The organism is Chryseobacterium sp. 7, from assembly GCF_003663845.1.
In the GTDB taxonomy this organism is placed as follows: Bacteria; Bacteroidota; Bacteroidia; order Flavobacteriales; family Weeksellaceae; genus Chryseobacterium.
Genome location: NZ_RCCA01000001.1, coordinates 2,133,456 through 2,156,762, shown reverse-complemented (window position 1 = coordinate 2,156,762; position 23,307 = coordinate 2,133,456). Strand labels below are relative to the sequence as shown.

Annotated in this window: 25 protein-coding genes; 8 read left to right on the top strand and 17 right to left on the bottom strand. The window is 35.7% G+C overall.

What is annotated here, in order from left to right:
- Window positions 1–56: 56 nt before the first annotated feature.
- Complete coding sequence (locus tag CLU97_RS09915; protein WP_121487780.1) at window positions 57–1,193, bottom strand: Atu1372/SO_1960 family protein; 1,137 nt, start codon at window positions 1,191–1,193, stop codon at window positions 57–59.
- Window positions 1,194–1,309: 116 nt separating this feature from the next.
- Between CLU97_RS09915 and CLU97_RS09910 the strand changes: the two genes are divergently transcribed.
- Entirely contained in the window at window positions 1,310–2,113 is an 804-nt protein-coding gene (locus tag CLU97_RS09910) for an AraC family transcriptional regulator (protein WP_228437623.1), read from the top strand.
- Here CLU97_RS09910 and CLU97_RS09905 read toward each other — a convergent pair.
- The 9 genes from CLU97_RS09905 to CLU97_RS09860 all read right to left on the bottom strand — a co-directional run bounded on the left by CLU97_RS09905 (window position 2,095) and on the right by CLU97_RS09860 (window position 9,906).
- On the bottom strand, window positions 2,095–2,751 hold the full coding sequence (locus tag CLU97_RS09905) for a DUF6766 family protein (RefSeq protein ID WP_121487778.1): 657 nt from the start codon (window positions 2,749–2,751) through the stop codon (window positions 2,095–2,097). The genes CLU97_RS09910 and CLU97_RS09905 overlap by 19 nt on opposite strands.
- A 278-nt stretch (window positions 2,752–3,029) precedes the next feature.
- The gene (locus CLU97_RS09895; RefSeq protein ID WP_121487777.1) at window positions 3,030–3,530 is read right to left on the bottom strand and encodes a CinA family protein; all 501 of its coding nucleotides are present in this window, start codon (window positions 3,528–3,530) and stop codon (window positions 3,030–3,032) included.
- Between the two features lie 135 nt (window positions 3,531–3,665).
- On the bottom strand, window positions 3,666–5,804 hold the full coding sequence (locus CLU97_RS09890; RefSeq protein ID WP_121487776.1) for a catalase: 2,139 nt from the start codon (window positions 5,802–5,804) through the stop codon (window positions 3,666–3,668).
- 35 nt (window positions 5,805–5,839) lie between these two features.
- Window positions 5,840–6,217 carry a hypothetical protein gene (locus CLU97_RS09885; protein WP_121487775.1) on the bottom strand — a complete coding sequence of 126 codons (378 nt, stop codon included), beginning with the start codon at window positions 6,215–6,217 and terminating at the stop codon, window positions 5,840–5,842.
- Between the two features lie 15 nt (window positions 6,218–6,232).
- Entirely contained in the window at window positions 6,233–6,550 is a 318-nt protein-coding gene (locus CLU97_RS09880; RefSeq protein ID WP_147436469.1) for a hypothetical protein, read from the bottom strand.
- 52 nt (window positions 6,551–6,602) lie between these two features.
- Window positions 6,603–7,190: a ferritin-like domain-containing protein gene (locus CLU97_RS09875; protein ID WP_121487773.1), complete on the bottom strand. Its 588-nt coding sequence runs from the start codon at window positions 7,188–7,190 to the stop codon at window positions 6,603–6,605.
- Window positions 7,191–7,409: 219 nt separating this feature from the next.
- A complete protein-coding gene (locus tag CLU97_RS09870) occupies window positions 7,410–8,024 on the bottom strand; it encodes a Crp/Fnr family transcriptional regulator (RefSeq protein ID WP_228437621.1) in 615 nt (204 codons plus the stop codon).
- 57 nt (window positions 8,025–8,081) lie between these two features.
- Window positions 8,082–8,678 (bottom strand): Crp/Fnr family transcriptional regulator, encoded by a 597-nt coding sequence (locus tag CLU97_RS09865; RefSeq protein ID WP_121487772.1) that lies wholly within the window; start codon window positions 8,676–8,678, stop codon window positions 8,082–8,084.
- A gap of 343 nt (window positions 8,679–9,021) precedes the next feature.
- A complete protein-coding gene (locus CLU97_RS09860) occupies window positions 9,022–9,906 on the bottom strand; it encodes a DMT family transporter (RefSeq protein WP_121487771.1) in 885 nt (294 codons plus the stop codon).
- A 97-nt stretch (window positions 9,907–10,003) separates the two neighbouring features.
- Between CLU97_RS09860 and CLU97_RS09855 the strand changes: the two genes are divergently transcribed.
- The gene (locus CLU97_RS09855; RefSeq protein ID WP_121487770.1) at window positions 10,004–11,425 is read left to right on the top strand and encodes a PLP-dependent aminotransferase family protein; all 1,422 of its coding nucleotides are present in this window, start codon (window positions 10,004–10,006) and stop codon (window positions 11,423–11,425) included.
- Window positions 11,426–11,563: 138 nt separating this feature from the next.
- On the opposite strand, the gene CLU97_RS09850 is transcribed toward CLU97_RS09855, so the two are convergent.
- The 5 genes from CLU97_RS09850 to CLU97_RS09830 all read right to left on the bottom strand — a co-directional run bounded on the left by CLU97_RS09850 (window position 11,564) and on the right by CLU97_RS09830 (window position 14,887).
- Window positions 11,564–12,160, bottom strand: a complete 597-nt coding sequence (locus CLU97_RS09850) for a Crp/Fnr family transcriptional regulator (protein ID WP_089691886.1) — start codon at window positions 12,158–12,160, stop codon at window positions 11,564–11,566.
- A complete protein-coding gene (gene ytxJ, locus CLU97_RS09845; RefSeq protein WP_121487769.1) occupies window positions 12,157–12,537 on the bottom strand; it encodes a bacillithiol system redox-active protein YtxJ in 381 nt (126 codons plus the stop codon). Before ytxJ ends, CLU97_RS09850 begins: the two co-directional genes overlap by 4 nt.
- Window positions 12,534–12,995: a DUF1569 domain-containing protein gene (locus tag CLU97_RS09840; protein WP_228437619.1), complete on the bottom strand. Its 462-nt coding sequence runs from the start codon at window positions 12,993–12,995 to the stop codon at window positions 12,534–12,536. Before CLU97_RS09840 ends, ytxJ begins: the two co-directional genes overlap by 4 nt.
- Window positions 12,989–13,525, bottom strand: coding sequence for a YfiT family bacillithiol transferase (locus CLU97_RS09835; protein WP_121487768.1), 537 nt, complete (start codon window positions 13,523–13,525; stop codon window positions 12,989–12,991). Before CLU97_RS09835 ends, CLU97_RS09840 begins: the two co-directional genes overlap by 7 nt.
- A gap of 219 nt (window positions 13,526–13,744) precedes the next feature.
- On the bottom strand, window positions 13,745–14,887 hold the full coding sequence (locus CLU97_RS09830; protein ID WP_121487767.1) for a DEAD/DEAH box helicase: 1,143 nt from the start codon (window positions 14,885–14,887) through the stop codon (window positions 13,745–13,747).
- Window positions 14,888–15,103: 216 nt separating this feature from the next.
- Here CLU97_RS09830 and pncA point away from each other — a divergent pair, with 216 nt between their 5' ends.
- A complete protein-coding gene (gene pncA / locus CLU97_RS09825) occupies window positions 15,104–15,709 on the top strand; it encodes a bifunctional nicotinamidase/pyrazinamidase (protein WP_121487766.1) in 606 nt (201 codons plus the stop codon).
- A gap of 177 nt (window positions 15,710–15,886) precedes the next feature.
- Here pncA and CLU97_RS09820 read toward each other — a convergent pair whose 3' ends face one another.
- Entirely contained in the window at window positions 15,887–16,801 is a 915-nt protein-coding gene (locus tag CLU97_RS09820) for a pseudouridine synthase (protein ID WP_410493423.1), read from the bottom strand.
- Between the two features lie 369 nt (window positions 16,802–17,170).
- Between CLU97_RS09820 and aroB the strand changes: the two genes are divergently transcribed.
- From aroB to CLU97_RS09790, 5 genes are all read left to right on the top strand, one after another.
- The gene (gene aroB, locus CLU97_RS09815) at window positions 17,171–18,217 is read left to right on the top strand and encodes a 3-dehydroquinate synthase (RefSeq protein ID WP_121487764.1); all 1,047 of its coding nucleotides are present in this window, start codon (window positions 17,171–17,173) and stop codon (window positions 18,215–18,217) included.
- Window positions 18,218–18,492: 275 nt separating this feature from the next.
- Complete coding sequence (locus CLU97_RS09810) at window positions 18,493–19,128, top strand: porin family protein (RefSeq protein WP_121487763.1); 636 nt, start codon at window positions 18,493–18,495, stop codon at window positions 19,126–19,128.
- A gap of 203 nt (window positions 19,129–19,331) precedes the next feature.
- Window positions 19,332–19,916 carry a porin family protein gene (locus CLU97_RS09805; RefSeq protein WP_121487762.1) on the top strand — a complete coding sequence of 195 codons (585 nt, stop codon included), beginning with the start codon at window positions 19,332–19,334 and terminating at the stop codon, window positions 19,914–19,916.
- Between the two features lie 446 nt (window positions 19,917–20,362).
- Window positions 20,363–21,070 (top strand): porin family protein, encoded by a 708-nt coding sequence (locus CLU97_RS09795; protein WP_121487760.1) that lies wholly within the window; start codon window positions 20,363–20,365, stop codon window positions 21,068–21,070.
- 365 nt (window positions 21,071–21,435) lie between these two features.
- Window positions 21,436–22,155: a porin family protein gene (locus tag CLU97_RS09790; protein WP_121487759.1), complete on the top strand. Its 720-nt coding sequence runs from the start codon at window positions 21,436–21,438 to the stop codon at window positions 22,153–22,155.
- 95 nt (window positions 22,156–22,250) lie between these two features.
- Here CLU97_RS09790 and CLU97_RS09785 read toward each other — a convergent pair whose 3' ends face one another.
- Complete coding sequence (locus CLU97_RS09785) at window positions 22,251–23,195, bottom strand: glycerophosphodiester phosphodiesterase family protein (RefSeq protein ID WP_121487758.1); 945 nt, start codon at window positions 23,193–23,195, stop codon at window positions 22,251–22,253.
- Window positions 23,196–23,307: the final 112 nt, after the last annotated feature.

Sequence of the window (23,307 nt, the reverse complement as noted above, 5' to 3'; positions counted from 1 at the left end):
TTCACATCCTTGAAAATCTGAGACATCTATGTTTTAATTTAAAAAAGATTTAAAGCTTATTCTACTTCAAAAACCGCCTGAATTTCTACCGAAGAGCCCACAGGAATAGAAGATGCTCCCAAAGTAGCTCTGGCATGTTTTCCTTTATCACCGAAGACTTCAACAGCCAGATCAGAAGCCACATTCATCAACTCGGCATGTTTTGTATAATCATCTTTGGTATTGAAAATCCCCGTCAGTTGGACACATTGCTTTACTCTGCTCAAATCTCCTCCTACAGCTTCATTCAACACAGAAATAACATTCAGCATGGTTACTTTTGTGGCATCTTTTACCTGCTGTTCATTCACATCAACACCCAATTTTCCTGGATTGAAAATTTTACCGTCTTTCAAGGCAACCTGATTGATAAATACGAGGTTTCCGGAACGGACAAACGGCTGATAATTTCCCGCAGGCTTTGGAACCTGTGGAAGCGTAATATTTTTCTGTTTTAATATTTCATTGAAATTCTGACGATTTTCAGCAACAACTGCCGTTTTTTTCGGTCGCGTGTCTTTTAATGCTAAGGCTACATTGGCGAAATTTCTTCCCTGCAGCTCAGCAATATTTCGTTCACCTTTCGTAGGTCTTTCAACATCTTTTAAAGAAGCCATACTGGTAACTCCTAAAACAGTATTTCCTTGTGGAATAGCTTTGTTCAGTTCTTCTGTTCCACGGATCCCATTAGAAACCATTACCATTCCGTGAACAGTAAGACTGTTCCAGAAGGCCTGAAGAGCAAGCTCCTTTCCTGCTCCGCTTCCTGCAGACATAAAAACGGTGGCAGGAACTCCTTCCAACGCGTGATTGGTCCATAGCTGAACCGTTTTGGATAAGAATTCACTCATCCCAGTACTGATATTCCCAAAATAAACGGGAGAACCAAAAGCAATTCCGTCATAATTTGTAAGTTCATCTACTGTTGCTACCGGAAGATTCTTCAGATTGGGATTTTGTGATGCTTTGACTAATTTTATATAGGAAACTGCATTATTTTCACTTTCAATTCCTTTGGCTATTTCCTTAGCCAGTTCGTAAGTTCCGCCATTGTCTGAATGGATAAGAACCAATATTTTAGCTTTATTTTGTGCCATGATGTTGGTGGTATTAGATAATAAAATTAAAATAAAAAAAAGACATAGTTTTTTCATTCTGAATAAAATATAGATTATAATTTATAGTAATAATGTAGTGATTACATTAATAATACAAAATTACTAATGGCGTTTTTATTAAATTTGCCAAAATATACATACAAAACGACAACATGAAATGTGGATTGATTGAAAAAACGGAAAGCCAGTTTGTAGATTCTATCGAAAAAGAAGCTTACGTGTGGTGTGAAAAGAACTGGAAACATGATGACTACGAGCACAGACACAACCGGGCTCAGCTTACTTTTGTGGAAGAAGGCTATCAGTATTTTCACATCGACAGGAAAATTTATCTTGTTCCACAGCATCATGTAATCTGGATTCCTTCCGGAAAAGCTCACAAAATAACTTCTGAAGCACAAACAGTGAATCTGATGGTATTTCTTTTTAAATCTGTCTTTGAAGACGAATTTTATCAGAATGTTCAGATATTTGCCGTTCCGCCTGTGTTAAAGGAAATGCTTTTATATGCTTCAAAGTGGAATCAAGCTTTGGATGAAAATGAAGAACAGGATATTTTTTTTAAAGCTATTTTAAAAAGTCTTCCCAACTTCTGCAAGGAAAGCAGCGGTCTGGAAATTCCTGTGCCAGCTGATACCAGGCTGATTCCCGTATGCAATGATATTAATGTTAATTTTAAATATAATCTGGATATCGATTCTTTAGCCGAAAAAGCACAAATGTCTGTGAGAAGTCTCCAGAGAATCTTTAAAAATGAAACCGGAATTACGCTGCAAAAATACCTTCAGCTGACAAGAATTTTGAAAAGCATTGAACTGATAGACACCAAACAGTATACCTTGAGTGAAGTAGCCTATAAAGTGGGCTATCAAAGTCTCTCAGCATTTACATCTTCTTATTATGCCATCATGCAGACAAAACCAAAACTGAATAAAAATCAGGGGGTTTCATCATGAGGCATATCAACAGGTTTTGATTCGGGGGAACCTTTTTCACGAAGCCATATGGATAGAAGAACAAGGGAAGCTACAGCCAAAAATTCACTCTGCCAGTTCTGAAAGGATTCAAACCAAAATCTTGATTCTGAAATATATTGTAAAACGGTTACAACCGGTTTATTTTTCATCATCTGCTCATCATTAAAATATGTAAAGCTGCCGTAGAAATGCAAAATAAAGCTTCCCAAGAACAGAACTGCAAAAGCAAGGGATAAAGAATGTTTATAAAGTTTCAGCCAAATTCCGCCTTTTTTAACGGGCCATGGTGCTTTAGAATGTGCTAAAGGCTCTCTGTCTACATCTTCTTTACCTGTCATAGATTTTGATTCACTGGAACCTTTTTGTCTGAGAAAAATCGTTAATACAACATAAATCATCATCTGAAGGAATTCGCTTTCCCAGTTTTCAAAAGTAGCCTGTATAAAATGCCCGCTATGAATGTATTCACTGATTTTTAGAGCTGCCTGCCCGTTTTCCATTAATTCTTTGTTTTCAGTTTTCCAGCCTGTAAAAAACTGTCCCATAAGAAAGATGATCATCAAAATAATCAAAACAATACTTAAGCTGTTACGATAAAAAAAACTTGAACGTGACATATTTTTTGGTTTAAAGTTTTAGCCGTTTATAATCAGTCCTCCATTAGAACTCTGTCATTTGTGAGGCTTCAGCACTTGCCAGAAACAGAAAGCTGAAAGCAATTTCCTCCAATACTGAAACGATTTCTTTCACAGTGTGTTCACAAAATTCATAATCATTGATATCTCCCTGAAAAATGAAGCATTTCCTGTTCAGATTCTCAATTTCAACTTTTGTTTTCTCATCTCATTTTTTTCTTCTGATAAGAGTTTCTTTATGCTTTCGTTTACAAAAGATATTATTTTAAGATTAAAAGCCTGTTGAGTTCACTTTTAAAACATCCCATAATAAATTCCGTATAGTATAACTGGGCATTCAAAGCTTGGGTTTTTGGATGTAGTTCAAGTTTTTTAGTCAGAATAATCTCACCTTTATAGGAAAATGAGAAATAAGCAAAAATTTTATATCCTGAATTTCTAATGGGTGTGCAATAGCCTGTGGTGGCAATAGACCAGTCAGATTCATACAATTTTGCAACATTCAATGCCATTGTTTCTACAATATTTTCGGAAACGCAGTCAAATTCTTCAGCTTCCTGTCTGTTGACTTTTAGCAGTCTTACTTTTTCAGGCAAAGAATAAGCTGTCATTCCGCCTTTATAAAACATTGAAGCATTCGGCATCTGTGAAAAAGCCAGTTGTAAACATCCTGAAGTAACACTTTCTGCAACAGAAATGGTTTCATCAATGGTAATGAGTGACTGGCTTATATAATCAAGAAGGTTTTGTTGAAATTTCATAATATTATATTTTGAATGGTGTTTAAAATTAATTTGAGAAAATGAAAAACTGAGTTTCAAAAAGCTGCTGAATGAATAAGACAGCAGCTTTCATAACTGAAACATTTAATATGGTGTGAAAGGTATTTATTGTGATTAGGCGTTTCTCTCCATTTCAAGATCCCAGACTCTGTGCTTAGCTATAGCGTTAATGAATTTATCTGTCTGTTTCCCGTCTTCCCATGTAATAATTCCCGGGTCATCATGTTGTTTTGCCGAGACATTGGAATGATGATAAAGAACCTGCGTATCTGTTCCGAAATAAATAGCTTTACAATGTTTATAAGCTTCATTGATAAAATGCAGAACAAGGTTTTTATTTTCAGTAATCATCAGTTCTTTTACGGAATCTGCTCCTGAGCAGATATAAAGCGCATCAAAACATGCACTGGTTGTATTGCTTAAGGAATGTTTCGGGGTCAGTTCAGCTCCGTCATTGGTTCTTACCTGAGCCAGGCTTGGAGCAATCAATTCAACTTTTGCTCCTTTTGCTTCAAGTTTCGATTTAAGATCATTTATGGCTCCGCCATCAGCACCATTGGCAAGAATAAATCCTATTTTCCGGCTCTTAATAGTATCTTTTACTGTATGTCTCATGCTCAAAGCATCAGAAATTTTTGTTTTAGGTTCTCTTTCTTCACTCTGCAGTTCTGCCATATTGCTATCTGCCGGTAAGCTCTGGTTAGGCCATTCCAGTTTTTTAACTTCTACACCTACTTTTTCTGCAACCCTCCAGGCAAGAAACATATCAATATAACCTAATTGTCCTACCATTCTTTCTCTGATTTCCGGACGGGTTACTTTAGACAATTCAAATATCAAAGCATTCTGCAGGTGCAGTTTCTCTGGTGTCGACTGGCTGTTATAGAATAATTTAGCCTGTGAATAATGATCTACAAAACTTTTACTTCTTTCCCGTACTTTTTCTCCGGAAACTCTTTCCTGCTGGGAAGCAAATCCTCCATCAGACATCATCGCCTGGAAAGGACAACCGCCCCCAATGGAATTCGGTTCATAACTTGTTTTTCCTTTAACAATCTGCTGTCTCATATGCCCATCCCTTTGATTGTTATGAACGGTATTAATGGATCTGTTGATCGGAATTTCATGGAAATTGGGAGATCCCAGTCTCGAAAGCTGAGTATCTGTATATGAAAATAATCTTCCCTGCAGCAGCGGATCGTTGGTGAAATCAATTCCGGGGATGATGTGTCCGGGGTGAAAAGCAACCTGCTCAGTTTCTGCAAAGAAATTATCCGGATTTCTGTTAAGCGTTAATGTTCCAACGATTTCTACAGGAACTTCTTCTTCGGGCACCAGTTTTGTAGGATCAAGAAGGTCAAAATCAAATTTGTGCTCATCTTCTTCAGGAATCAGCTGTACTCCGAAATCCCATTCCGGATAATCGCCATTTTCAATAGCTTCCCAGAGATCTCTTTTGTGAAAATCAGAATCTACTCCTGAAAGAATCTGAGCTTCATTCCAGGTTACGGAATGTACTCCCAATTTCGGTTTAAAATGGAATTTCACAAAATGAACCTTTCCTTCCTCATTGATGAATTTGAAAGAATGTACCCCAAAACCTTCCATCATTCTCAGGCTTCTCGGAATTGCTCTGTCGCTCATGACCCACATAATCATGTGCATACTTTCGGGCATCAATGATATAAAGTCCCAAAAGGTGTCGTGGGCAGATGCTGCCTGTGGCATTTCATTATCAGGCTCAGGCTTTACGGCATGTATCAGATCCGGAAATTTAATGGCATCCTGAATAAAAAATACAGGCATATTATTGGCTACAAGATCATAATTCCCTTCGTCAGTATAAAATTTTATTGCAAAACCTCTTACATCTCTTGCAAGGTCTGTGCTTCCTTTACTTCCTGCAACAGTGGAAAACCTTACAAAAACAGGAGTTTCTTTTCCCAGTTCTGTTAAAAATTTGGCTTTGGTATATCCTGCCAGGCTTTTGCTAAGTTTAAAAACTCCATGAGCACCGGAACCCCGTGCATGAACTACTCTTTCAGGAATTCTTTCATGATCGAAATGGGTAATCTTTTCTCTCAGAATAAAATCTTCCAGCAATGAAGGCCCACGTTCTCCCGCTTTCAGAGAATCCTGATTGTTATTGATCTTTAAGCCCTGATTGGTAGTAAGCTTTTCATTTTCATTAGAAGTACTGTGTACATCCAGCTGTTCTGCTTTTTTATTAGGTTCGTTAGTTTTCATATTCATAATCTTTTTGTGGTTAGTATATTTTCAGAAACAGTTCAATCTGTTTTATTTTTAAGGATTTCCAGAAGCCGTATGATGTACTCTTCTTCCTTCATAACTTTATAATAAGCTGTTTTGGCATACAGGCTGAAAGCGGGAGATTCAAATCTTATTTCATCATCCTTACAGGTTATTTCCGCTGTGTTTTTGATATGAAACTCGCGGATATTAAGGATGTATTCTTCCATATAATTATCTATTACTCCTTTCAGAACTTCACAGGTAGCATTGTTTTTAATCTTTTCCAAAGACTTGATCAGAAAAGCCGTAACTCCGTAAGAATTGATAATAGGCGGGAATAAGGACTCATTTTCTAATGCATTATTCTTATCATTTAATCCGGAATTTTGCAAAGTGTCGTTTTCAAATGTCATATTCAAAAAATGGTATTAGTTATGGGAAGCTTTCAAATATTGTTCAAAATAATGGAGATCGTTTTTATCTTTTATAGACAAATAAAACATGATCTGTTCCGGCTCTTTTAAGCCGATGCTGCCGAAACAGTCAAAATGAGCAATTAATGCCTGTATATTTTCAATATCAATATCTTTCAGAATGACAAATAAAAGAAAGATATTTTCTGTGATCTCTTTAGCATAGATTGCAGCTCCGTCTTCGAAACACTTTCCCGTATGGTCTACTTTTATAAAATCTTTGTGTCTCAATGTTTTTATTATTTTCTGACAGTCCATATATTTTGATTTCATGTTTAAAATAAGCCACATAGAAAAAGCTACATGGCTTATTGTAATTGTATATTTAATTTTCCTGTTCTGCATCAAAATTGATGGATGCTTCTGCAATATCTGTAAGATGAGAATCGGTATCCTCTTCTTCCTGCAGTGTTCTTTCAAGAAGATCTGCTGCCTTATCATGTCCCATGGTGATGGCAAGCTGAGCCAATCCGCCATAAGTGGCAATTTCATAATGTTCTACTTTTTGTGCTGCAATAATCAATGCAACATCTCTTGTTGTAGAGCCGTATTCTGTGGATTTGATCACTTCTTCACCTTCTTCAATAATTCCTTTTATGGCCTTACATTCTTTTTTTTCAGGCTTTTCATCAATAAGCTGGAAAACTTTTTCAAGACGTTTAACGTGTTTCTGGGTCTGAAGGTGATGATCTTCAAAAGCATCTTTCAGTTCTTCGGTTGTAGCAGATTCCTGCATTTTTTCCAATGCTTCAAGAATAGCATTTTCCGCAAAGTAAATATCTTTAAGAGCGCTTACGAAGAACTTGTGAAGTGGTGAACTTTTCATTTCCTCCTTGTTGGCGGTTAACTTGTTTGCCGTTCCTTTTTTTGTGACAGGAACCGCACTGTCTGTTTCTAAAATCTTATTTGGCATGGTGTGAATGGTGTTTATATTTTTAGTGATGGGTATTACAGTCCGTGACTAGTATTAGACGGCAACAGTTGAGTATCGGTAATGTTAAATGAATTCATAAAAAGCAAATGCTTTTTTGCGCGCCTTTTACTAAGGTCTTAAGAAGGTAGTGAAGAATAAGATATCAAATGTATGTCTTAATAAACATTTTTTTTATGACCTGAATCATGTTAAATGATATTAATACAAAATTTTACGGTCTTTTAAACTTAGCATACCTTCTTTCTCCATTTTCTTTAAAGTTCTGATCACAGTTTCTACACGCAGCCCAACAAGATTGGCTAGCTGCTGTCTGGTAAACTCAATATGAAAGCACTGGTGGCAGTCTTCATCATGATAGCTTTTAAGATAATCCAATAACGCTCTCAATCTTTGCGCCGGGTTTTGAGAAGCCATACTCTGCATCATTTTCAGCTTATAAAAAACTTCCTGAGAAAGGCAGGCATTCATTTCCAGTGAAAGATCCGGATTCTGGCTCAGCATTTCAAAGAAATTATTTTTGGGAAGTCTTATAATCTGGGTTTCATCAAGGCAAACTGCATTAATCGGGTAATCCTGATTGAGAAAGAGCATAGCTTCACCAAAACTTTGTTTTTTGCCCAAAATATTATGAATAAACTCCTTTCCGTCTTCATTATAGTTATTAAGCTTTACTTTTCCTACACTGATCTGAAAATAATAAAGCGCATGATCTTCTTCTTTAAAGACAATTTCGCGTTTCTTATAATTTCTTTCTTCTGCCCCGAATGAGTATAGAAGGCTTTCAGGAATATTCATACAGCTTATAGTTTTCATAGCTTTAATTGATTTTTAAGTAATGAAAAACGCAAATAATATACCTAAAATAATTTTTTAGTATAAAATTTTACGGTTTTCAATTCTTAATATCTTGTCTCTTTCCATATGCTTAATGGTTCTTATAGCTGTTTCTACACAAAGCCCCGTCAGACTTGCCATTTGCTGCCTCGTTAACGGAACCAAAAAAGAATAAGGACTCAGATCCTGTTGAAAACTTTTAAGATAATCCATCAATCCCCGAAGCCGTATAGAAGGATTCTGAGATGACAGGCTCTGCATCATAATGAATTTATAATAAAGACGCTGTGAAAGAAAGCTGCTTACTTCCAGCCATAATTCCGGAGACTGTTGCAACAGATTGAAAAAAATAGATTTATGAAGCCTCAGAACAGTACATTCTGTGATCACTTCAGCGTTCATAGGATAAGGCTTTTCTATAAAAAGAATAGATTCTCCACAACTTTCTCCGTTGGATAATATATTTTGGATAAACTCCTTCCCTTCTTCATTGTAATTGTTGAGTTTTACCTCTCCTTTAATAATCTGGTAGTAGTAATTAGGAATATCCCCTTCACAGAATAGAGTTTCTGAAGGGGTATAACGTCTTGCTTCTGCTCCCGCTGAAATCAAAATCTTCTCGTCGATAACCATAATAGCTCTTTTTGGAATTGTTTTCTTCTTCCTATCCTCTTAATCTTAGTAAAAATTGTATTGGTAATCGATTTTGGTATGCATGCAAAAACTGAACCTTTATAAATAATAAAAACGTTAAATAAAGTTAAAATAATTATTAATTTAAATTAGTTTTGATTTTATTGATTAAAATAAACTAATAAAATCACTTTATAGCCGGTTTATTGCAATTTAAATAAGTCTGAAATTTATTGCAACATTTTGGTTTTGAAAGATAAAAGCCCCATTTCTTTATGAAAAAGGGCCTTTTGTGGGCAACACCAAAGGGCGTTGGGCTGCCATTTATAACTGTATTTTTTAATTATTTAGCAAATTTTTTAGTTCCTGCAACACATAAGATCACTCCTATTGTAACACCCAGCATTCCCATGCTTACCTGCTCATGCAGAAGCCATGCAGCCAGTGCCAGACCAAAGAATGGCTGAAGCAGCTGCAACTGGCCTACTGTGGCAATACCACCCTGTGCCAAGCCTTTATACCAAAAGATAAAGCCAATAAACATGCTGAAAAGAGAAATATAAGCCAATCCAAACCATCCCTGGAAACTCACATTCTGAATATCTTTAGGAAAATAAATAAAGAATAAAGGAATCATGATAGGCAATGCTAATACCAAAGCCCATGAAATAACCTGCCATCCGCCTAAAGTTTTGGATAACTTAGCCCCTTCAGCATACCCCATTCCGCATAAAATAACAGCAAGAAGCATCAGAATATCGCCAACGGGAGAAGCAGATATTCCCTGTGAAACGGCATAGCCAATCACGAGAAGACTTCCTACAATCGAAAACAGCCAAAATACAGGATGAGGCCTTTCCCCACCACGAAAAACTCCAAAGATTGCTGTAGCCAAAGGAAGCATTCCAAGAAATACAATAGAATGAGCGGAAGTAAGATACTGAAGAGCCAATGCAGAAAGAAGCGGAAAGCCTATTACACAACCAAGGGAAACCAAAAGCAATGGCACCAGATCTTTTTTGACAGGACGTTTTTCTTTACCCAACCATAATACAATAAGTGCTAAAACTCCCGCAACTGCCGCACGAACGATGGTTACAAAAGTAGGACTCATTTCCATTACGGCTAATTTTGTTGCCGGTAATCCGCCACTGAATAGCACTACGCCAATAAAACCATTAATCCAGCCGCTTATATTTTCATCTTTTGATAATTGTTTTGTCATCATTTTATTCGAGCTTTTAATTGATGGTTCAAAATTAGAAAGGATAGTTAGATAAACACAGTATCAGTTTTGTATATTTGCATGAGCACAGTTTAAAAATATGAGCAAAGAATTCTTATATACAGAAATTGCAGACGGAATTGCAGGACAGATCAGAAATGGCATTTTAAAGGCGGGGGACAAACTTCCTTCAGTCAGAATGTTGTGTAATGAACATCAGGTGAGCATGAATACGGCCAAACGTGTTTTCCTTGAGCTGGAGTCCCAGTCTTTGGTAGAATCTAAACCTCAATCCGGTTATTTTGTAAGCCAGCTGCTGTCTGCAAAACTTCCTTTGCCGGAAGTAAGCCGACCTTCATTGATTGCCAATAATGATGAACCGGATGAGCTGATCAGTAAAGTATATGAAAATATGGGTAAAAAAGACCTTACCTTTTTCTCTATCGGAATTCCATCTGGAGATCTGCTGCCTCAGGCTAAACTCAAGAAAGAAATTGTAAACGCTATCAGAGAATTAAAAGAAGGAGGTACAGAATATGAAGAACTTCAGGGAAATCTGAAGCTCAGAAGAATGATTGCTATACGGTCTCTGCAATGGGGAGGAAATCTGAGTGAAAACGATTTGATTACTACCAATGGCGGAATGAGTGCCCTTTCTTTCTGCTTAATGGCTTTAGGAAAACCAGGAGATACCATTGCGATTGAAAGTCCCTGCTATCCCGGAATCCTGCAGCTTGCCAACGGATTAGGCTTAAAAGTACTGGAACTTCCTACCCATCCTATGACCGGAATTGAAATTGAAGCTCTGAAAAAAGTAATTCCGAAAATAGATATCTGCCTGCTCATTCCCAATTTCAATTCGCCTTTGGGAAGCTGCATGCCTGATGAAAATAAAAAGGAAATTGTAAAGATACTTTCTGAAAATAATATTCCACTGATAGAAGATGATGTCTACGGAGACCTTTATTTTGGTTCCAGCCGTCCAAAATGCTGTAAATCTTTCGATAAAGACGGAAACGTACTGTATTGCAGCTCTATTTCAAAAACACTGGCTCCAGGTTATCGTGTAGGCTGGATTGCTCCGGGAAAGTATAAAGATAAAATTCTTAAGCTTAAACTTCTGCATTCCACCTCTTCTATTTCGATTGTGAATGAAGCTGTTGCCAACTTTTTGAAGTCAGGAAAATATGAAAAACATCTTCATCAGCTTCGCAGAACATTACAGTTCAATTATCAGAATTATGTTCAGACGATTGCTGAATCTTTTCCGGAAGGAACCAAAACCAGCCGTCCGCAGGGAGGACTTTCTTTATGGGTAGAATTTGATAAAAAAATAAGAACCACAGAATTATATGATCTCGCCATCAGACAAAATATCAGTATTGCTCCCGGAAGAATGTTTACCTTTCAGAACCAGTTTGAAAACTGCATGAGACTTTGCATAGGACTTCCATGGACTGAAAATACCCAGGAAAAGCTTACACAGATTGGAAATCTTGCGAAAAAGATTTATTTAAAATAAGGAAGATGAAGGATGGAAGATGGAAATTATTGTAGTCTTAAAAAAATTATCTCAATTTTCATTGATAATGTAAAGGATATCTTACAGCTCTTTATTCACCAGAACTTCAAGCCTCCTTCTTCCATCTCCCAGCTTTTTTTATTTATTATCCGGAACGAAATTTTTCCTTGCCAGTTCTTTTCTTACACGGCTCAAACTTTCAGGTGTAATTCCAAGATAGGAAGCAATCATCCATTGTGGAACTCTCAGAAGTAAATCCGGATACATTTTAATGAATTTCATGTATCTTTCTTCTGCCGTTTCTCCCAACAAAGAATTGATCCTGTTCTGAAGACTTCTGATATGTTTCTGAAGAAGAAAATCACTTCTTTCAATACTGTTCGGGAACTGTTCCACTAACTTATTAAAGAAATCAGGGTGAAGGAACAGAACTTCCGAATCTTCCACTGCTTCTATATAATAAATGGATTTTTCATTGAAATAAAGACTGCTTCGGTCAGAAATCAGCCAGCTTTCAGGGGCAAATTGTATAATATGTTCCTTTCCGTTTTTATCAATAGAATACATCTTTATCAGACCTTTTTCTACAAAGAAAATATGACGGCAGATTTCGCCATACTGAAGAAGAAACTGATTTTTAGGAATCTTCTTTACTTCATAGTGAAGGCTGCAGGTGTTCACATTTTGAAGGGGAACATTCAATACTTTGGCTAAATAATTATTTATATTCTTCATGATACAATCTGGCTTAAAGAAATATCCTGGTGTGAAGCGTTGTTTACAGCCTTTCCATTTTCTATTACAATCAACTGCGGACTTTCGTGTCGGATCTCAAAATCCGCTGCTATTTTGTTAGAAACAGGTCTGTGGGCCAATAAATCCAAATAGTATATGTGTACCTCCTGATCAGAATTTTCAATTTCTTTTTCAAAGTTTTTCAATACTGTTCTGCTGATAAAACAGCTTGTTGAATGTTTAAATATCGCTATTTTATTCTGAAAAGAATCTTCTATTGCTTTTGCAAGATCTTCTTCAGACTCTATCTTTTTCCAGAACGTTTTCTGTTCCGGGGCTTCGCTTTTTCCACCAAATATTTTATCAAAAAAACTCATACATTAAATTGTTTTAGATGATGATCAAGATGTTTGTACTCTAAAAATGTCCAGTCTTTCTCAGTCATTTTACCGAATAATCTGTGGCGGTCGGGCAGCGTGTGTATTTCACAAGCTTCCCGGAACTCCTCCAGCGTTTTCAGCAGATTGGTTTTTGAACCATCAAAATCACACTCAAAATTAACGATTAGTTTTTGAAAAGTAGGCATGTTTCTGGGAATTCCATTGTTGAAAACATACATTTCTATTTTAGTAAATTTCCCAATGGACTCAAACAGGACGTTAATACGCGGAAGTTCAAGCTTTCCCAATGCTACCTGAAGAACAAGATCACAATGCTTCAGCATTTGACACACGTTCATTTTACCCCACTTTCCGGTGGAGTTTTCAGATAACAAGGAAATTCTGTTGATAATTCCCTGATAATATATGGGATTATTAAGATGTTTTCTTACCAACCTTTTTCTGTCTTCAGATTTTCAATATGAGCAAAATGATGATTGCAATGCCAAACGTATAAAGCAAGACTTTCTCTTAAGTTATAGTTTTTATTGTGTTCGGGATGATGAAAAGTTCTTTCAAATTGTTTATTGGTAAGGCTTTTAAGAAGTGTCACCCATCTCTGATGTGTTCCCTTCAGCATTCTCATAGCTGGTTTTACAGGCATATGAAAACTGTCCTGCAGCTCAGCCCATTTGGCTTCATCATAAGGTTTTATGGTAGGATTATCTTCTGTAAGCGCCAGTTTAAAACGGATAAAACTGTTCATATGACTGTCTGAAAGATGGTTTACAAGTTGTCTTACCGTCCAGCCCCCTTCTCGGTAAGGAGTATCCAGCTGGTCGTCTGTAAGATGTTCAATGAGATTTTTCAGTTTTCCGGGAAAGTCTTTGATCACTTTGATATAAGTATCCAATGTGGTGTCACAAATGTTTTCAGGAGCTTCAAACTGGCCTATTGGAAACTTTTTTTTCTCTAAATCGCTCATTGTTCAAGGGTTTTTAATTTTTAATTATTGCCGATTTGTCCTGTCATTATGTATCAGGACAATGTAAAAAGATCAGCTTGCGCGAATTTATCAAAAATTCAAGAATTTAAAGTGAATAAAGCATTAATTGTACCGATAATGATTTTTGTGGTACCGATTTTTTCAATAAAAAAGGTTTCAATTGTATAAACTGAAACCTTTTTTATTTATCATGAAAGATTAATATCCGTGTAAATCAATACCTTCTGTTCTTTGCAGCGTCACTTTTCTGCCCATTTTCTTTTGAATGACTCTGAAATGCTGCAATTCATCATCCGTCAGAATACTGATTGCGGTTCCTTTTTCATTGGCACGTCCTGTTCTACCAATTCGGTGAATATAATCTAGTGGAGAACGCGGCAATTCGTAATTGATGACACATGGCAGAGATTCTATATGAATTCCACGACCAATTAAGTCGGTAGCTACCAAAATCTGAGCGCCGTCTACCTTGAATTCTTCCAGGTTATTCCTTCTTGCACCTTGCGATTTCTGGCTGTGAATTGCTACGGCTTTTATTTTATTCTTTTTAAGCTTCTCTACCAGATTATCTGCAGATCTTGTGGAGGAAACAAAAACTAACGCTTTTTCAACCTTCTTTTCTTTAATTAAATATCTTAAAAAAGGACCTTTATTTTCCGGAGAAACGTGGTAAGCAAGTTGTTCAATATGATCAATTTCAACTTCTTCTTTTTTGATTTCAATAATCGTAGGATTGATAGAAAGACGTTCTTTCATTTCAGCAACCTTATCATTCAGAGTCGCCGAAAATAGGATAGTCTGTTTTGCAACAGGCATCATGGCAAAGAGCTTATTCATTTCTTCACCAAATCCTAACTGAAACATTTTATCAGCTTCATCAATCACCAAATGTTTAATTCCTGAAATGCTTAATGCATTATGATCAATTAAGTCCAGCAAACGTCCCGGAGTTGCAATCAAAACTTCTATCCCAAACATGCCTTTCATCTGTGGGTTGATGGAAACACCTCCGTATACAGCCATTGTGCGAACTTCTCTCTTCAGGTTTTCGGTAAAAGCCCTGCAGACTTCATCTATCTGAATCGCCAGCTCACGCGTAGGAACCAATATTAAAGCCTGAACATTACGGTCTTTTTTAACTTCTGCATTCTGCAACTTTTCTAAAATCGGCATCACAAAACAAGCCGTTTTCCCGGAACCTGTCTGTGCAATTCCCATCAGATCTTTCCCCTGCAAAATAACGGGAACAGCCTGCTCCTGAATGGGAAACGGTTTTAAATACCCTAACTTTTTAACAGAACGAATAATATTGTGTGATAATCCTAAAGACTCAAATGACATAAAAAATACTTATTTCCGGCAAAGATACGTTATTGATATTTGGTTTATGCCTTAAAACCTAATACAATGCAGACAAAGTTTAATTATTTTAATTTCTAACTTCTTTATTCCAGGAGAATTAAAAATTGATATTGCCGATTTGTCCGATAATTCGGTTTTGGACAAATTTTTGTGGATTAGTTTTGTAAATTTATCAAAAATTCGAGAATTTAAAATATGAAAAAAGCATTAATAATAGTCGATGTACAGAATGATTTTTGTGAAGGCGGAGCACTTGCAGTACCTGGAGCAAACGAAATTATTCCCTATATCAATCTCCTGATGGAGGAAAATGAATATGATCAGGTAGTTCTTACACAAGACTGGCATCCGGCAGGTCATAAGAGTTTTGCAAGCAGCAATGGCAGAAAGGTAGGAGAAAGTATTATTTTAAATGGTGTTCCACAGTTTATGTGGCCGGATCACTGTATTCAGGGAACTTTTGGGGCAGAATTCCACAAAGATCTGAACAGAGATAAAGTAACCCACATTGTACAAAAAGGTAAAAATATAGAAATAGACAGCTACAGCGGTTTCCAGGATAATAATCACTTTATGAAAACCGGTTTGGATGACTTCTTAAAATATCATGATATCCAATTGGTTGAAATAGTAGGGCTGGCATTAGATTATTGCGTTAAATTCACAGCACAGGATGCTGTAGCCAGCGGATATGTAACTTGTCTTCATTTCAACGGAACGCGTGCTGTAAACGTAAAACCGGACAACGCCAGAGATGCTATTTATGACATGATTGAAAAAGGAGTGACAGTTCTGGGGTAATTATGAATTATAAATGATGAGTTATGAATTTTTAGATTCACAGCTTAATACAATAAAAAGCGCAGAATTTTCTGCGCTTTTTATTGTTTTTATCCTAAAATCCTTTTTGAAAAAATGATATAAGCTAGAGCCCTGAATTTGTCATTCATAATTCATAACTCATCATTTATCATTATTTTAAAGCATTTTAAGGTTGTTTACTTCCAGTTCGGTAAGGATTCTCCAGTGTCCTCTCTTGATATTCTTCTTCGTTAATCCTGCAAACATTACTCTGTCTAAAGATTCTACCTCGTACCCTAATCTTTGGAAAATTCTTCTGATAACACGGTTCCATCCGATGTGGATCTCAATTCCGATTTCGTTTTTAGGCTTTCCTTCAATGTATGAAATCTGATCTACAACTGCTACTCCCTCATCAAGACGGATTCCTTCTGCAATAAGACGTAAATCTTCACCAGTAAGCTTTTTATCTAACGTTACATGATAAATTTTCTTAGCATCAAAAGATGGATGCGTCAGTTTTTTCGTCATGTGCCCGTCATTTGTCAATAAAATAACTCCTGTTGTAGAACGGTCAAGTCTTCCCACTGGGAAAAGTCTGTATGGAGAAGCGTTCGCTACAAGATCCATTACCGTTTTTCTTGCTTTATCGTCTTTTGTAGTAGAAATATAACCTTTTGGCTTATTCAAAAGTACATAAACAGGTTTTTCAGGAGTAATGTTTTGTCCGTCAAAAACTACTCTGTCTGTTTTCTGTACCTGATATCCCATTTCAGTTACTACCTTTCCGTTTACTTCTACCAATCCCTGGGTAATCAGCTCATCAGCTTCTCTTCTGCTGCAGATCCCGGAATTAGCAATATACTTATTAAGACGGATGCTGTCTTTATGAACGTCTTTTTCAATTTTGTTCAGTCTTCTTTTCTGAACAAAAGATCTTGTTTTGTCGTCATTTCTTTCATCTCCGTTAGAGGGTCTTCTTCCGTATTTCAGACTGCCTCTTTCATACTTATCTCTGGTATCGAAATTTTTTCCGCCTCTTTTAGGTTTACCGAAAGATTTTTTCTCATATCCTTCACTTTTGTTCGTGATGTAAGGTTTTCTTTCAGATTTTGAACCTGAATCTTCATTGGAATTTTCGAAACTGTCTGTATTTCTTTTGAAAGGTTTCTTTTCAAATCTTGAGTTGGATCCCTGATGTTCTGGTCCTTTTCTTCCTTCGTCTTTAGAAAACGGTTTCTTAAAAGGCTTTGATCCTGAAGAATTTCCAGATCTGGAAGCACGAGAATCATCAGAACTTTTCTTGGTTGAAATTCTTGGTCTCTTTGGTCTGTCTGAATTATTATTATCTCTGCTCATTCTAAAAATTTCTGCAAAGATAGTAATTTAGTTACGAGTTAAAAATTAAGAATCATAACTTTGCACTATAGTTTACATTTTTAACTTTACATAATATAGAAGATGATAACAATATTAAACGATAATTTTTCTCAACTCAATGCGTTTCTTCATGAAAAAACTTTCAGTAAAATCTTCATCCTGGTAGATGAAAATACACATGAATACTGTCTTCCTATTCTTTTAGGCAATATGGAAACAGACCTTGGTTTTGAAATTTTAGAAATTGAAGCCGGAGAAGAAATGAAAAACATCCAGACTGCCAATCAGCTTTGGGAAATTCTTACGGAAATGCAGGCGGACAGAAAAGCACTGGTTATTAACCTTGGCGGCGGTGTAATTACGGATATGGGAGGATTTGTTGCATCTACATATAAAAGAGGAATCCAGTTTATCAACATCCCCACTACCCTTTTATCAATGTGCGATGCTTCTATAGGAGGAAAAACAGGTATTGATCTGATGCATTATAAAAATATGGTGGGAACTTTCGCATTTCCGGAACAGATCTTTATATTCCCGAAATTCTTAGAAACATTACCTTTTAAAGAATTAAGAAGCGGATTCGCAGAAATGCTGAAACATGGTTTAATTGCTGATAAAAATCATTGGGACCAACTGATTCAGATCCGTAAGCTGGAAGTAGAAACGGTAATTCCGCATATTCAGACTTCTATGAATATTAAGCAAGTGGTTGTAGATCAAGATTTTCATGAACAGAATATCAGAAAAACCCTGAATTTTGGACACACCATTGGCCATGCCGTAGAAAGCTTATGTTTGCAGCAAGGAAATCCTATCCTTCACGGTGAAGCAGTGGCTATGGGAATGATTGCAGAAGCTCATCTTGCTTATCTTGAAAATCTTATTTCTGAAGAAGATGCAAAAGCCATCATTGAAAATGTTCAGAGATACTACCCTTACCTTGATATCAGCGATTTTAAAGATGAAGATATTACTGCATTATTACTAAATGATAAGAAGAATACAGACAGCAAAATCAATTTCTCTCTGCTTTCCGGAATTGGTTCTTGCACGTATGATCATCAGTCTAGTCAGGAAAATATCCTTGAATCACTTTCTTTTTACAGAAAATTGAATGATGCTTAATAATTTTCCGGAAAAATAAATTCGTTTTTAAATAGTTTTTGACAAAATTGTCAATTTAGACCACATCTAAACAAATGTTTATTTAAAATTACAACTAATTGATATCCAAATGAATATTTCAAAAATCACTTAAACACTAAGTGATTTTTTTATTGATTTTAGTCATAAAAAATATTTTTGGCAAGCAATTTGAAAGATACTCTGCGTTCAACTGAAAATGCTGAACAGTAGTAAAATTTAAAATTAAGAAAGAGTAAAATTAAAAAATTAAAGTTATGAAAAAGTTAATTTTAGGATTAGCGTTAACTGCAGGAACATTCGCATTCGCTCAACAGACAGGAAACACATCTTCTAATCCGGTAACATTCGGGGTAAAAGGAGGTATGAACGTATCTTCACTTTCAAAAGACAGTGGTCTTGATGATCAGAAATCTAAAATAGGGTTTAATGCAGGTGTATTTGCTAACATTCCATTAGCAGCTTCATTCAGTGTTCAGCCGGAGGTACAATATTCTCAATATGGTAATAAATCAGATTATACATTAGCAGGAACAAAATATTCTGCTTCTACTAAATTAGATTATATTACGGTACCTGTAATGTTCCAGTATAACCTGATCCCTAATCTTTATGTGGAAGCAGGTCCGGAATTCGGTTTCATGGTAAGTGCTAAAAACAAGTTCAAAAATGAATCAACCGGGCAGTCTAATACTACAGATAACTACAAAGACAATCTGAATACATTTAACTTTGGTATCGGTCTTGGTGCTGGATATTATTTCACTCCAAACTTAGGGCTTACCGCAAGATATGTTGCAGGTTTAACGGATGTAGCGAAAAACAGACCTAGTGGATCTGATGCTACAAGAAACAACCTATTCCAGGTAGGTTTAGCTTATAAATTCAAATAAGCTTACCCATTCACTAACAAATTTTATATTCAATAGAAAAAGATCAGATTAATTCTTTAATCTGGTCTTTTTTTATGTTAAAATAATATTATCCCGGAAAAAGCTGATGAATAAAGAAGTAGAAGTAATATTTAACTTTGGCACGCTGTTTGATTGCTAATGAAATGTTAAATAAAACTTAAAAACTATTAAAATATAAACTTATGAAAAAGTTAATTTTAGGCCTGGCTCTAGTAGCAGGTACTTTCAGTTTCGCTCAGAAGACTTCAACTTCTACTGCTGCATCTTCTCCAGTTAGATTTGGATTAAAAGCAGGTCTTAATATCTCTAGTATTTCAAACAGTGATTTAAATTCAAAAGCTGGATTCTATGGTGGTGTTTTTGCAAACATTCCTGTAGCACAGGACTTCTCTGTACAGCCGGAAGTATTATATAGTGGTTTAGGTGGTAAGTATAAAGGTAATAGTGATATAAAACTAAATACAGATTATATCGCAGTACCTGTAATGTTACAGTATAACCTTATTCCTAACCTATATGTAGAAGCTGGTCCTCAATTCGGGTTCCTTATCAGTGCTAAAGGAAAAGGTAACGGAGCTTCGGTTGACGTTAAAGACAATTTCAAGACTTTTGATTTTGGTCTTGGTCTAGGAGCTGGATATTATTTCACACAAAATATTGGGGTGAATGTAAGATATACTGCAGGATTATCTGATATCCCTAAAAACAATACAGGTGATGCTTCAAGAAACGGAGTATTCCAGATTGGTTTAGCTTATAAATTCTAAGCTTTTAAAAGCAAACTTTCTAATCAATACAAAGTCGGATTATTTTAATCCGGCTTTTTTATTTTTCATTTATTTTGGCAAGGAATTTGCGTATTGAGTAATGATTGTACTCTACTGCGGAAATTTCCAACTTATGATTTCTGTTTTTACAATGAAATAGGTATTGCTTCAGTTGATTTGTCAATTGAAGTTCAATATTAAAAATCTAACTATTACCATTTTAAACTTTTTAACGGGAACTGCATTGAGTTGGTTTAATACTTTACAGTGCAAAGCAAATACTTTAAAAGTATTTTGCTTCATAATTAGATACATTTTGATTTCAATAGAAAAGGTCAGGTTTATTAGTTTAAGTCTGACTTTTTCGCTTTTCAGTATGATTTTTATCACTTCTACTATTTGTGGCAGATCTTTTGCCGCGAAAAAGAAAATTTTAAACTTTAACCATGAAAAAGATATTTCTAGGACTTACTTTAGCCGGATCACTTTTAATGAACGCTCAGGAAAAGGAGCAGCCGGCAACTTCAAAATCTCCTGTCAGATTTGGGGTAAAAGCAGGATTCAATGCATCTACATTTAGTGATAGCAACAATGAATACAGTGATTATAATGAAAAAGTAAAACTAGGTTCTCACGTGGGTGTATTTGTCAATATTCCTGTTGCAGAAAAATTCAGTGTGCAGCCTGAACTTCTTTTTAGCCAAATGGGCTCTAAAACAGAAGAAAAGTATACCTATATGTCTGTATCAGATGCTTATTTAATAAGACAGGAATTCAGCTATACAACCAATTTGAATTATCTTACTCTTCCTATGATGGTTCAGTACAAAATTCTTCCTCAGCTGTATGTAGAGGCAGGGCCGGAATTTGGGTATCTTTTAGGAGGAAAATCGAAAGGGGATCAAAAAACCGAAAATACGTTTGGAGGTACTACAACCGTTAGCAGTAATAGCTTTTCAAATAAAATTCCAATGGAGCTTTACAAAAGGTTCAATTTTGGGATAGGCATTGGTGCAGGGTATTATTTTACCCAAAATTTTGGAGTGACTGCAAGATTTACGGCGGGGATCACGGGTCTTTTTAAGAACAATGATTATAACAATAAAATAAGAAACAATGCGCTTCAGATTGGAGTGGCTTATCAATTTAAATAGCGATATTTATTATTTTCAAAACTGATGCCGGACTGAAAAAGCCTGGCATTTTTTATTTCTGCATCTAAAAACGATCCGGATGGTTCATCATTTGGCTAAAACTGCTTTAATTTTTTCTTTTTTTAATCATTTCAATGATCGGCAATAATATATTTCAAGCATTGAGTTTTTTGTATAAAATATAGAGTATGGCATTATATTTATTCATCAAAAAGGGAAAAACATTAAGAAAACACATTCTTAAAACAACCTGTAAAGCCCTTTAAATGAGCCTTTTTCGACTTTGGCAAGCAATTTGCAAAATAATTGAAGTCTGACTGAAAAAATCATCCGACACACAAATAGTAAAATTAAAAAATAAAATTATGAAGAAGTTATTTTTAGGATTAGCATTAACTGCTGGTACGCTAGCTTTTGCTCAGGAAACAGAAACAAAGACAGAGACTAAAACAGTAAATGCATCACCTCTAAAAAAAGATGTTCAACCCGTTAGATTCGGTATTAAAGCAGGGGGAAACTCAGCTTATTTTAGTGAGCAGAAGTTTGGTATTAACAGCCAGCAAATAGGTTTCCATGCAGGTGCATTCGTAAATATTCCACTTTCAAAACAATTCAGCATCCAGCCAGAGGTTTTATATAACCAAATGGGAGCGAAAGATGTATTCTCTTCTACGGAAACAGACAATGGAATTACCAATGTAAAGACTAAGGTAGAAGGCAGAGCAAAGATGAACTACATTTCAGTTCCGCTAATGGTTCAAATGAGACCTATTGACAAGTTTTATATTGAAGCAGGGCCTGAATTCAGTTATTTCATCAATGGAAAAACTAAAGGAGAAACGAGTGTAGCAAGTACTACAGGAGGTGTTACAACCACTACTACAAGTTCAAATACTGAAGATATCAACAAAGATGATATCAACAGATTCAACTTTGGATTAGGTCTTGGTCTAGGATATGATATCACTCCAAATATTGGTATCAGTGCAAGATATGTAAACAGCTTGACAAAAATTGAAAAGAGCAGACCTGCCGCTGAAAATAACAACAGAGTATTTCAGTTAGGACTGAACTATAAATTCTAATTAAAGAACCAATTTTTAACCGAAGTGCATTAACCTGCACGCATAAAATAGCCGGAAGAATTTCTTCCGGCTATTTATTTATATCATATTAATTGTTATTCAAATATTCTCGGATCATCACTGATCACCCCATCTATTCCCATCTCTTTAAGTTCTTTTACTCTTTCTTTGGTATTCACCGTCCAAGGGATTACTTTCATGCCTAATGTATGGCATTCCTTTACTAATTCGGGTGTAACGAGGTTATGTTCCGGGCTGTAAATAGTCGGGGTAAAGCTTAGGAATTTCATATCTCCAGCCACTCCACTCATATGATTAGGATACATTTTGAACTTTTCCACAGGAATTTGTTTAAAATAAGACCGCTGCTGAGCCCGTTTTTTATCATCTACTTTTTCTACCAGTAAAGCGGTCATGATTTTAGGATATTCTTTATGAAGTATTTCCAGTGTTCTGGGATCAAAAGACTGGATAATCACTCTGTCCTGAATCTTTTTTCCGATAATAATTTTCATCATCAGATTTACAAATTCTTTCGGTTCCGGATGCAATATCTTGTCAGAGAAAGGACGGGTTTTTGTTTCTATATTATAAAAAGGCAGTGGTCTCTTCAATTCACGGGCGTATGCTTCACATGCATCTATAACGTCTGAGAAAAGAGGTTTCTGAACCTTTATTTTCTTTTGATCAGGATAGTTATTCAATTTCTTTAAGCCTACGTCAAATGTTTTAATCTTTGCATAAGGCATTTCATAAATTTTATAATAAAACCCTGAATCCTTGGGGATATAGGTTCCATCCGGTTTCGTGACTAATTCTGGTGAAAGAAAAGCATCGTGGGAAAGAATTACTTTTTTATCTTTTGTGATAGCAAGATCCATTTCCAGGGTGTTAACATTCATTTTCAGGGCATTTTTCATCGCCGGAATATTTTCCGGGTAGAGAGATTTTCCTCCGCGATGTGCCTCGTTATCGAAAGTTTGTGATGAATAAAGCTGGGCAAATACCATCAATATTCCTGTGAAAAATGCATGTTTCATATCCTGAAGTTTTAATCCAACAAAATTAAAACTCCATTATATAATGTATACTACAGAAATATTAAGCTTTTGCTACATTTAAATACAAAAGAACCGGACTATAAGCCCGGCT

Coding starts and splice junctions, on each gene's coding strand:
- CLU97_RS09915 (WP_121487780.1), bottom strand. CDS start 1,193: ATGAAAAAACTATGTCTTTTTTTTATTTTAATTTTATTATCTAATACC.
- CLU97_RS09910 (WP_228437623.1), top strand. CDS start 1,310: ATGAAATGTGGATTGATTGAAAAAACGGAAAGCCAGTTTGTAGATTCT.
- CLU97_RS09905 (WP_121487778.1), bottom strand. CDS start 2,751: ATGTCACGTTCAAGTTTTTTTTATCGTAACAGCTTAAGTATTGTTTTG.
- CLU97_RS09895 (WP_121487777.1), bottom strand. CDS start 3,530: ATGAAATTTCAACAAAACCTTCTTGATTATATAAGCCAGTCACTCATT.
- CLU97_RS09890 (WP_121487776.1), bottom strand. CDS start 5,804: ATGAATATGAAAACTAACGAACCTAATAAAAAAGCAGAACAGCTGGAT.
- CLU97_RS09885 (WP_121487775.1), bottom strand. CDS start 6,217: ATGACATTTGAAAACGACACTTTGCAAAATTCCGGATTAAATGATAAG.
- CLU97_RS09880 (WP_147436469.1), bottom strand. CDS start 6,550: ATGAAATCAAAATATATGGACTGTCAGAAAATAATAAAAACATTGAGA.
- CLU97_RS09875 (WP_121487773.1), bottom strand. CDS start 7,190: ATGCCAAATAAGATTTTAGAAACAGACAGTGCGGTTCCTGTCACAAAA.
- CLU97_RS09870 (WP_228437621.1), bottom strand. CDS start 8,024: ATGAAAACTATAAGCTGTATGAATATTCCTGAAAGCCTTCTATACTCA.
- CLU97_RS09865 (WP_121487772.1), bottom strand. CDS start 8,678: ATGGTTATCGACGAGAAGATTTTGATTTCAGCGGGAGCAGAAGCAAGA.
- CLU97_RS09860 (WP_121487771.1), bottom strand. CDS start 9,906: ATGATGACAAAACAATTATCAAAAGATGAAAATATAAGCGGCTGGATT.
- CLU97_RS09855 (WP_121487770.1), top strand. CDS start 10,004: ATGAGCAAAGAATTCTTATATACAGAAATTGCAGACGGAATTGCAGGA.
- CLU97_RS09850 (WP_089691886.1), bottom strand. CDS start 12,160: ATGAAGAATATAAATAATTATTTAGCCAAAGTATTGAATGTTCCCCTT.
- ytxJ (WP_121487769.1), bottom strand. CDS start 12,537: ATGAGTTTTTTTGATAAAATATTTGGTGGAAAAAGCGAAGCCCCGGAA.
- CLU97_RS09835 (WP_121487768.1), bottom strand. CDS start 13,525: ATGAGCGATTTAGAGAAAAAAAAGTTTCCAATAGGCCAGTTTGAAGCT.
- CLU97_RS09830 (WP_121487767.1), bottom strand. CDS start 14,887: ATGTCATTTGAGTCTTTAGGATTATCACACAATATTATTCGTTCTGTT.
- pncA (WP_121487766.1), top strand. CDS start 15,104: ATGAAAAAAGCATTAATAATAGTCGATGTACAGAATGATTTTTGTGAA.
- aroB (WP_121487764.1), top strand. CDS start 17,171: ATGATAACAATATTAAACGATAATTTTTCTCAACTCAATGCGTTTCTT.
- CLU97_RS09810 (WP_121487763.1), top strand. CDS start 18,493: ATGAAAAAGTTAATTTTAGGATTAGCGTTAACTGCAGGAACATTCGCA.
- CLU97_RS09805 (WP_121487762.1), top strand. CDS start 19,332: ATGAAAAAGTTAATTTTAGGCCTGGCTCTAGTAGCAGGTACTTTCAGT.
- CLU97_RS09795 (WP_121487760.1), top strand. CDS start 20,363: ATGAAAAAGATATTTCTAGGACTTACTTTAGCCGGATCACTTTTAATG.
- CLU97_RS09790 (WP_121487759.1), top strand. CDS start 21,436: ATGAAGAAGTTATTTTTAGGATTAGCATTAACTGCTGGTACGCTAGCT.
- CLU97_RS09785 (WP_121487758.1), bottom strand. CDS start 23,195: ATGAAACATGCATTTTTCACAGGAATATTGATGGTATTTGCCCAGCTT.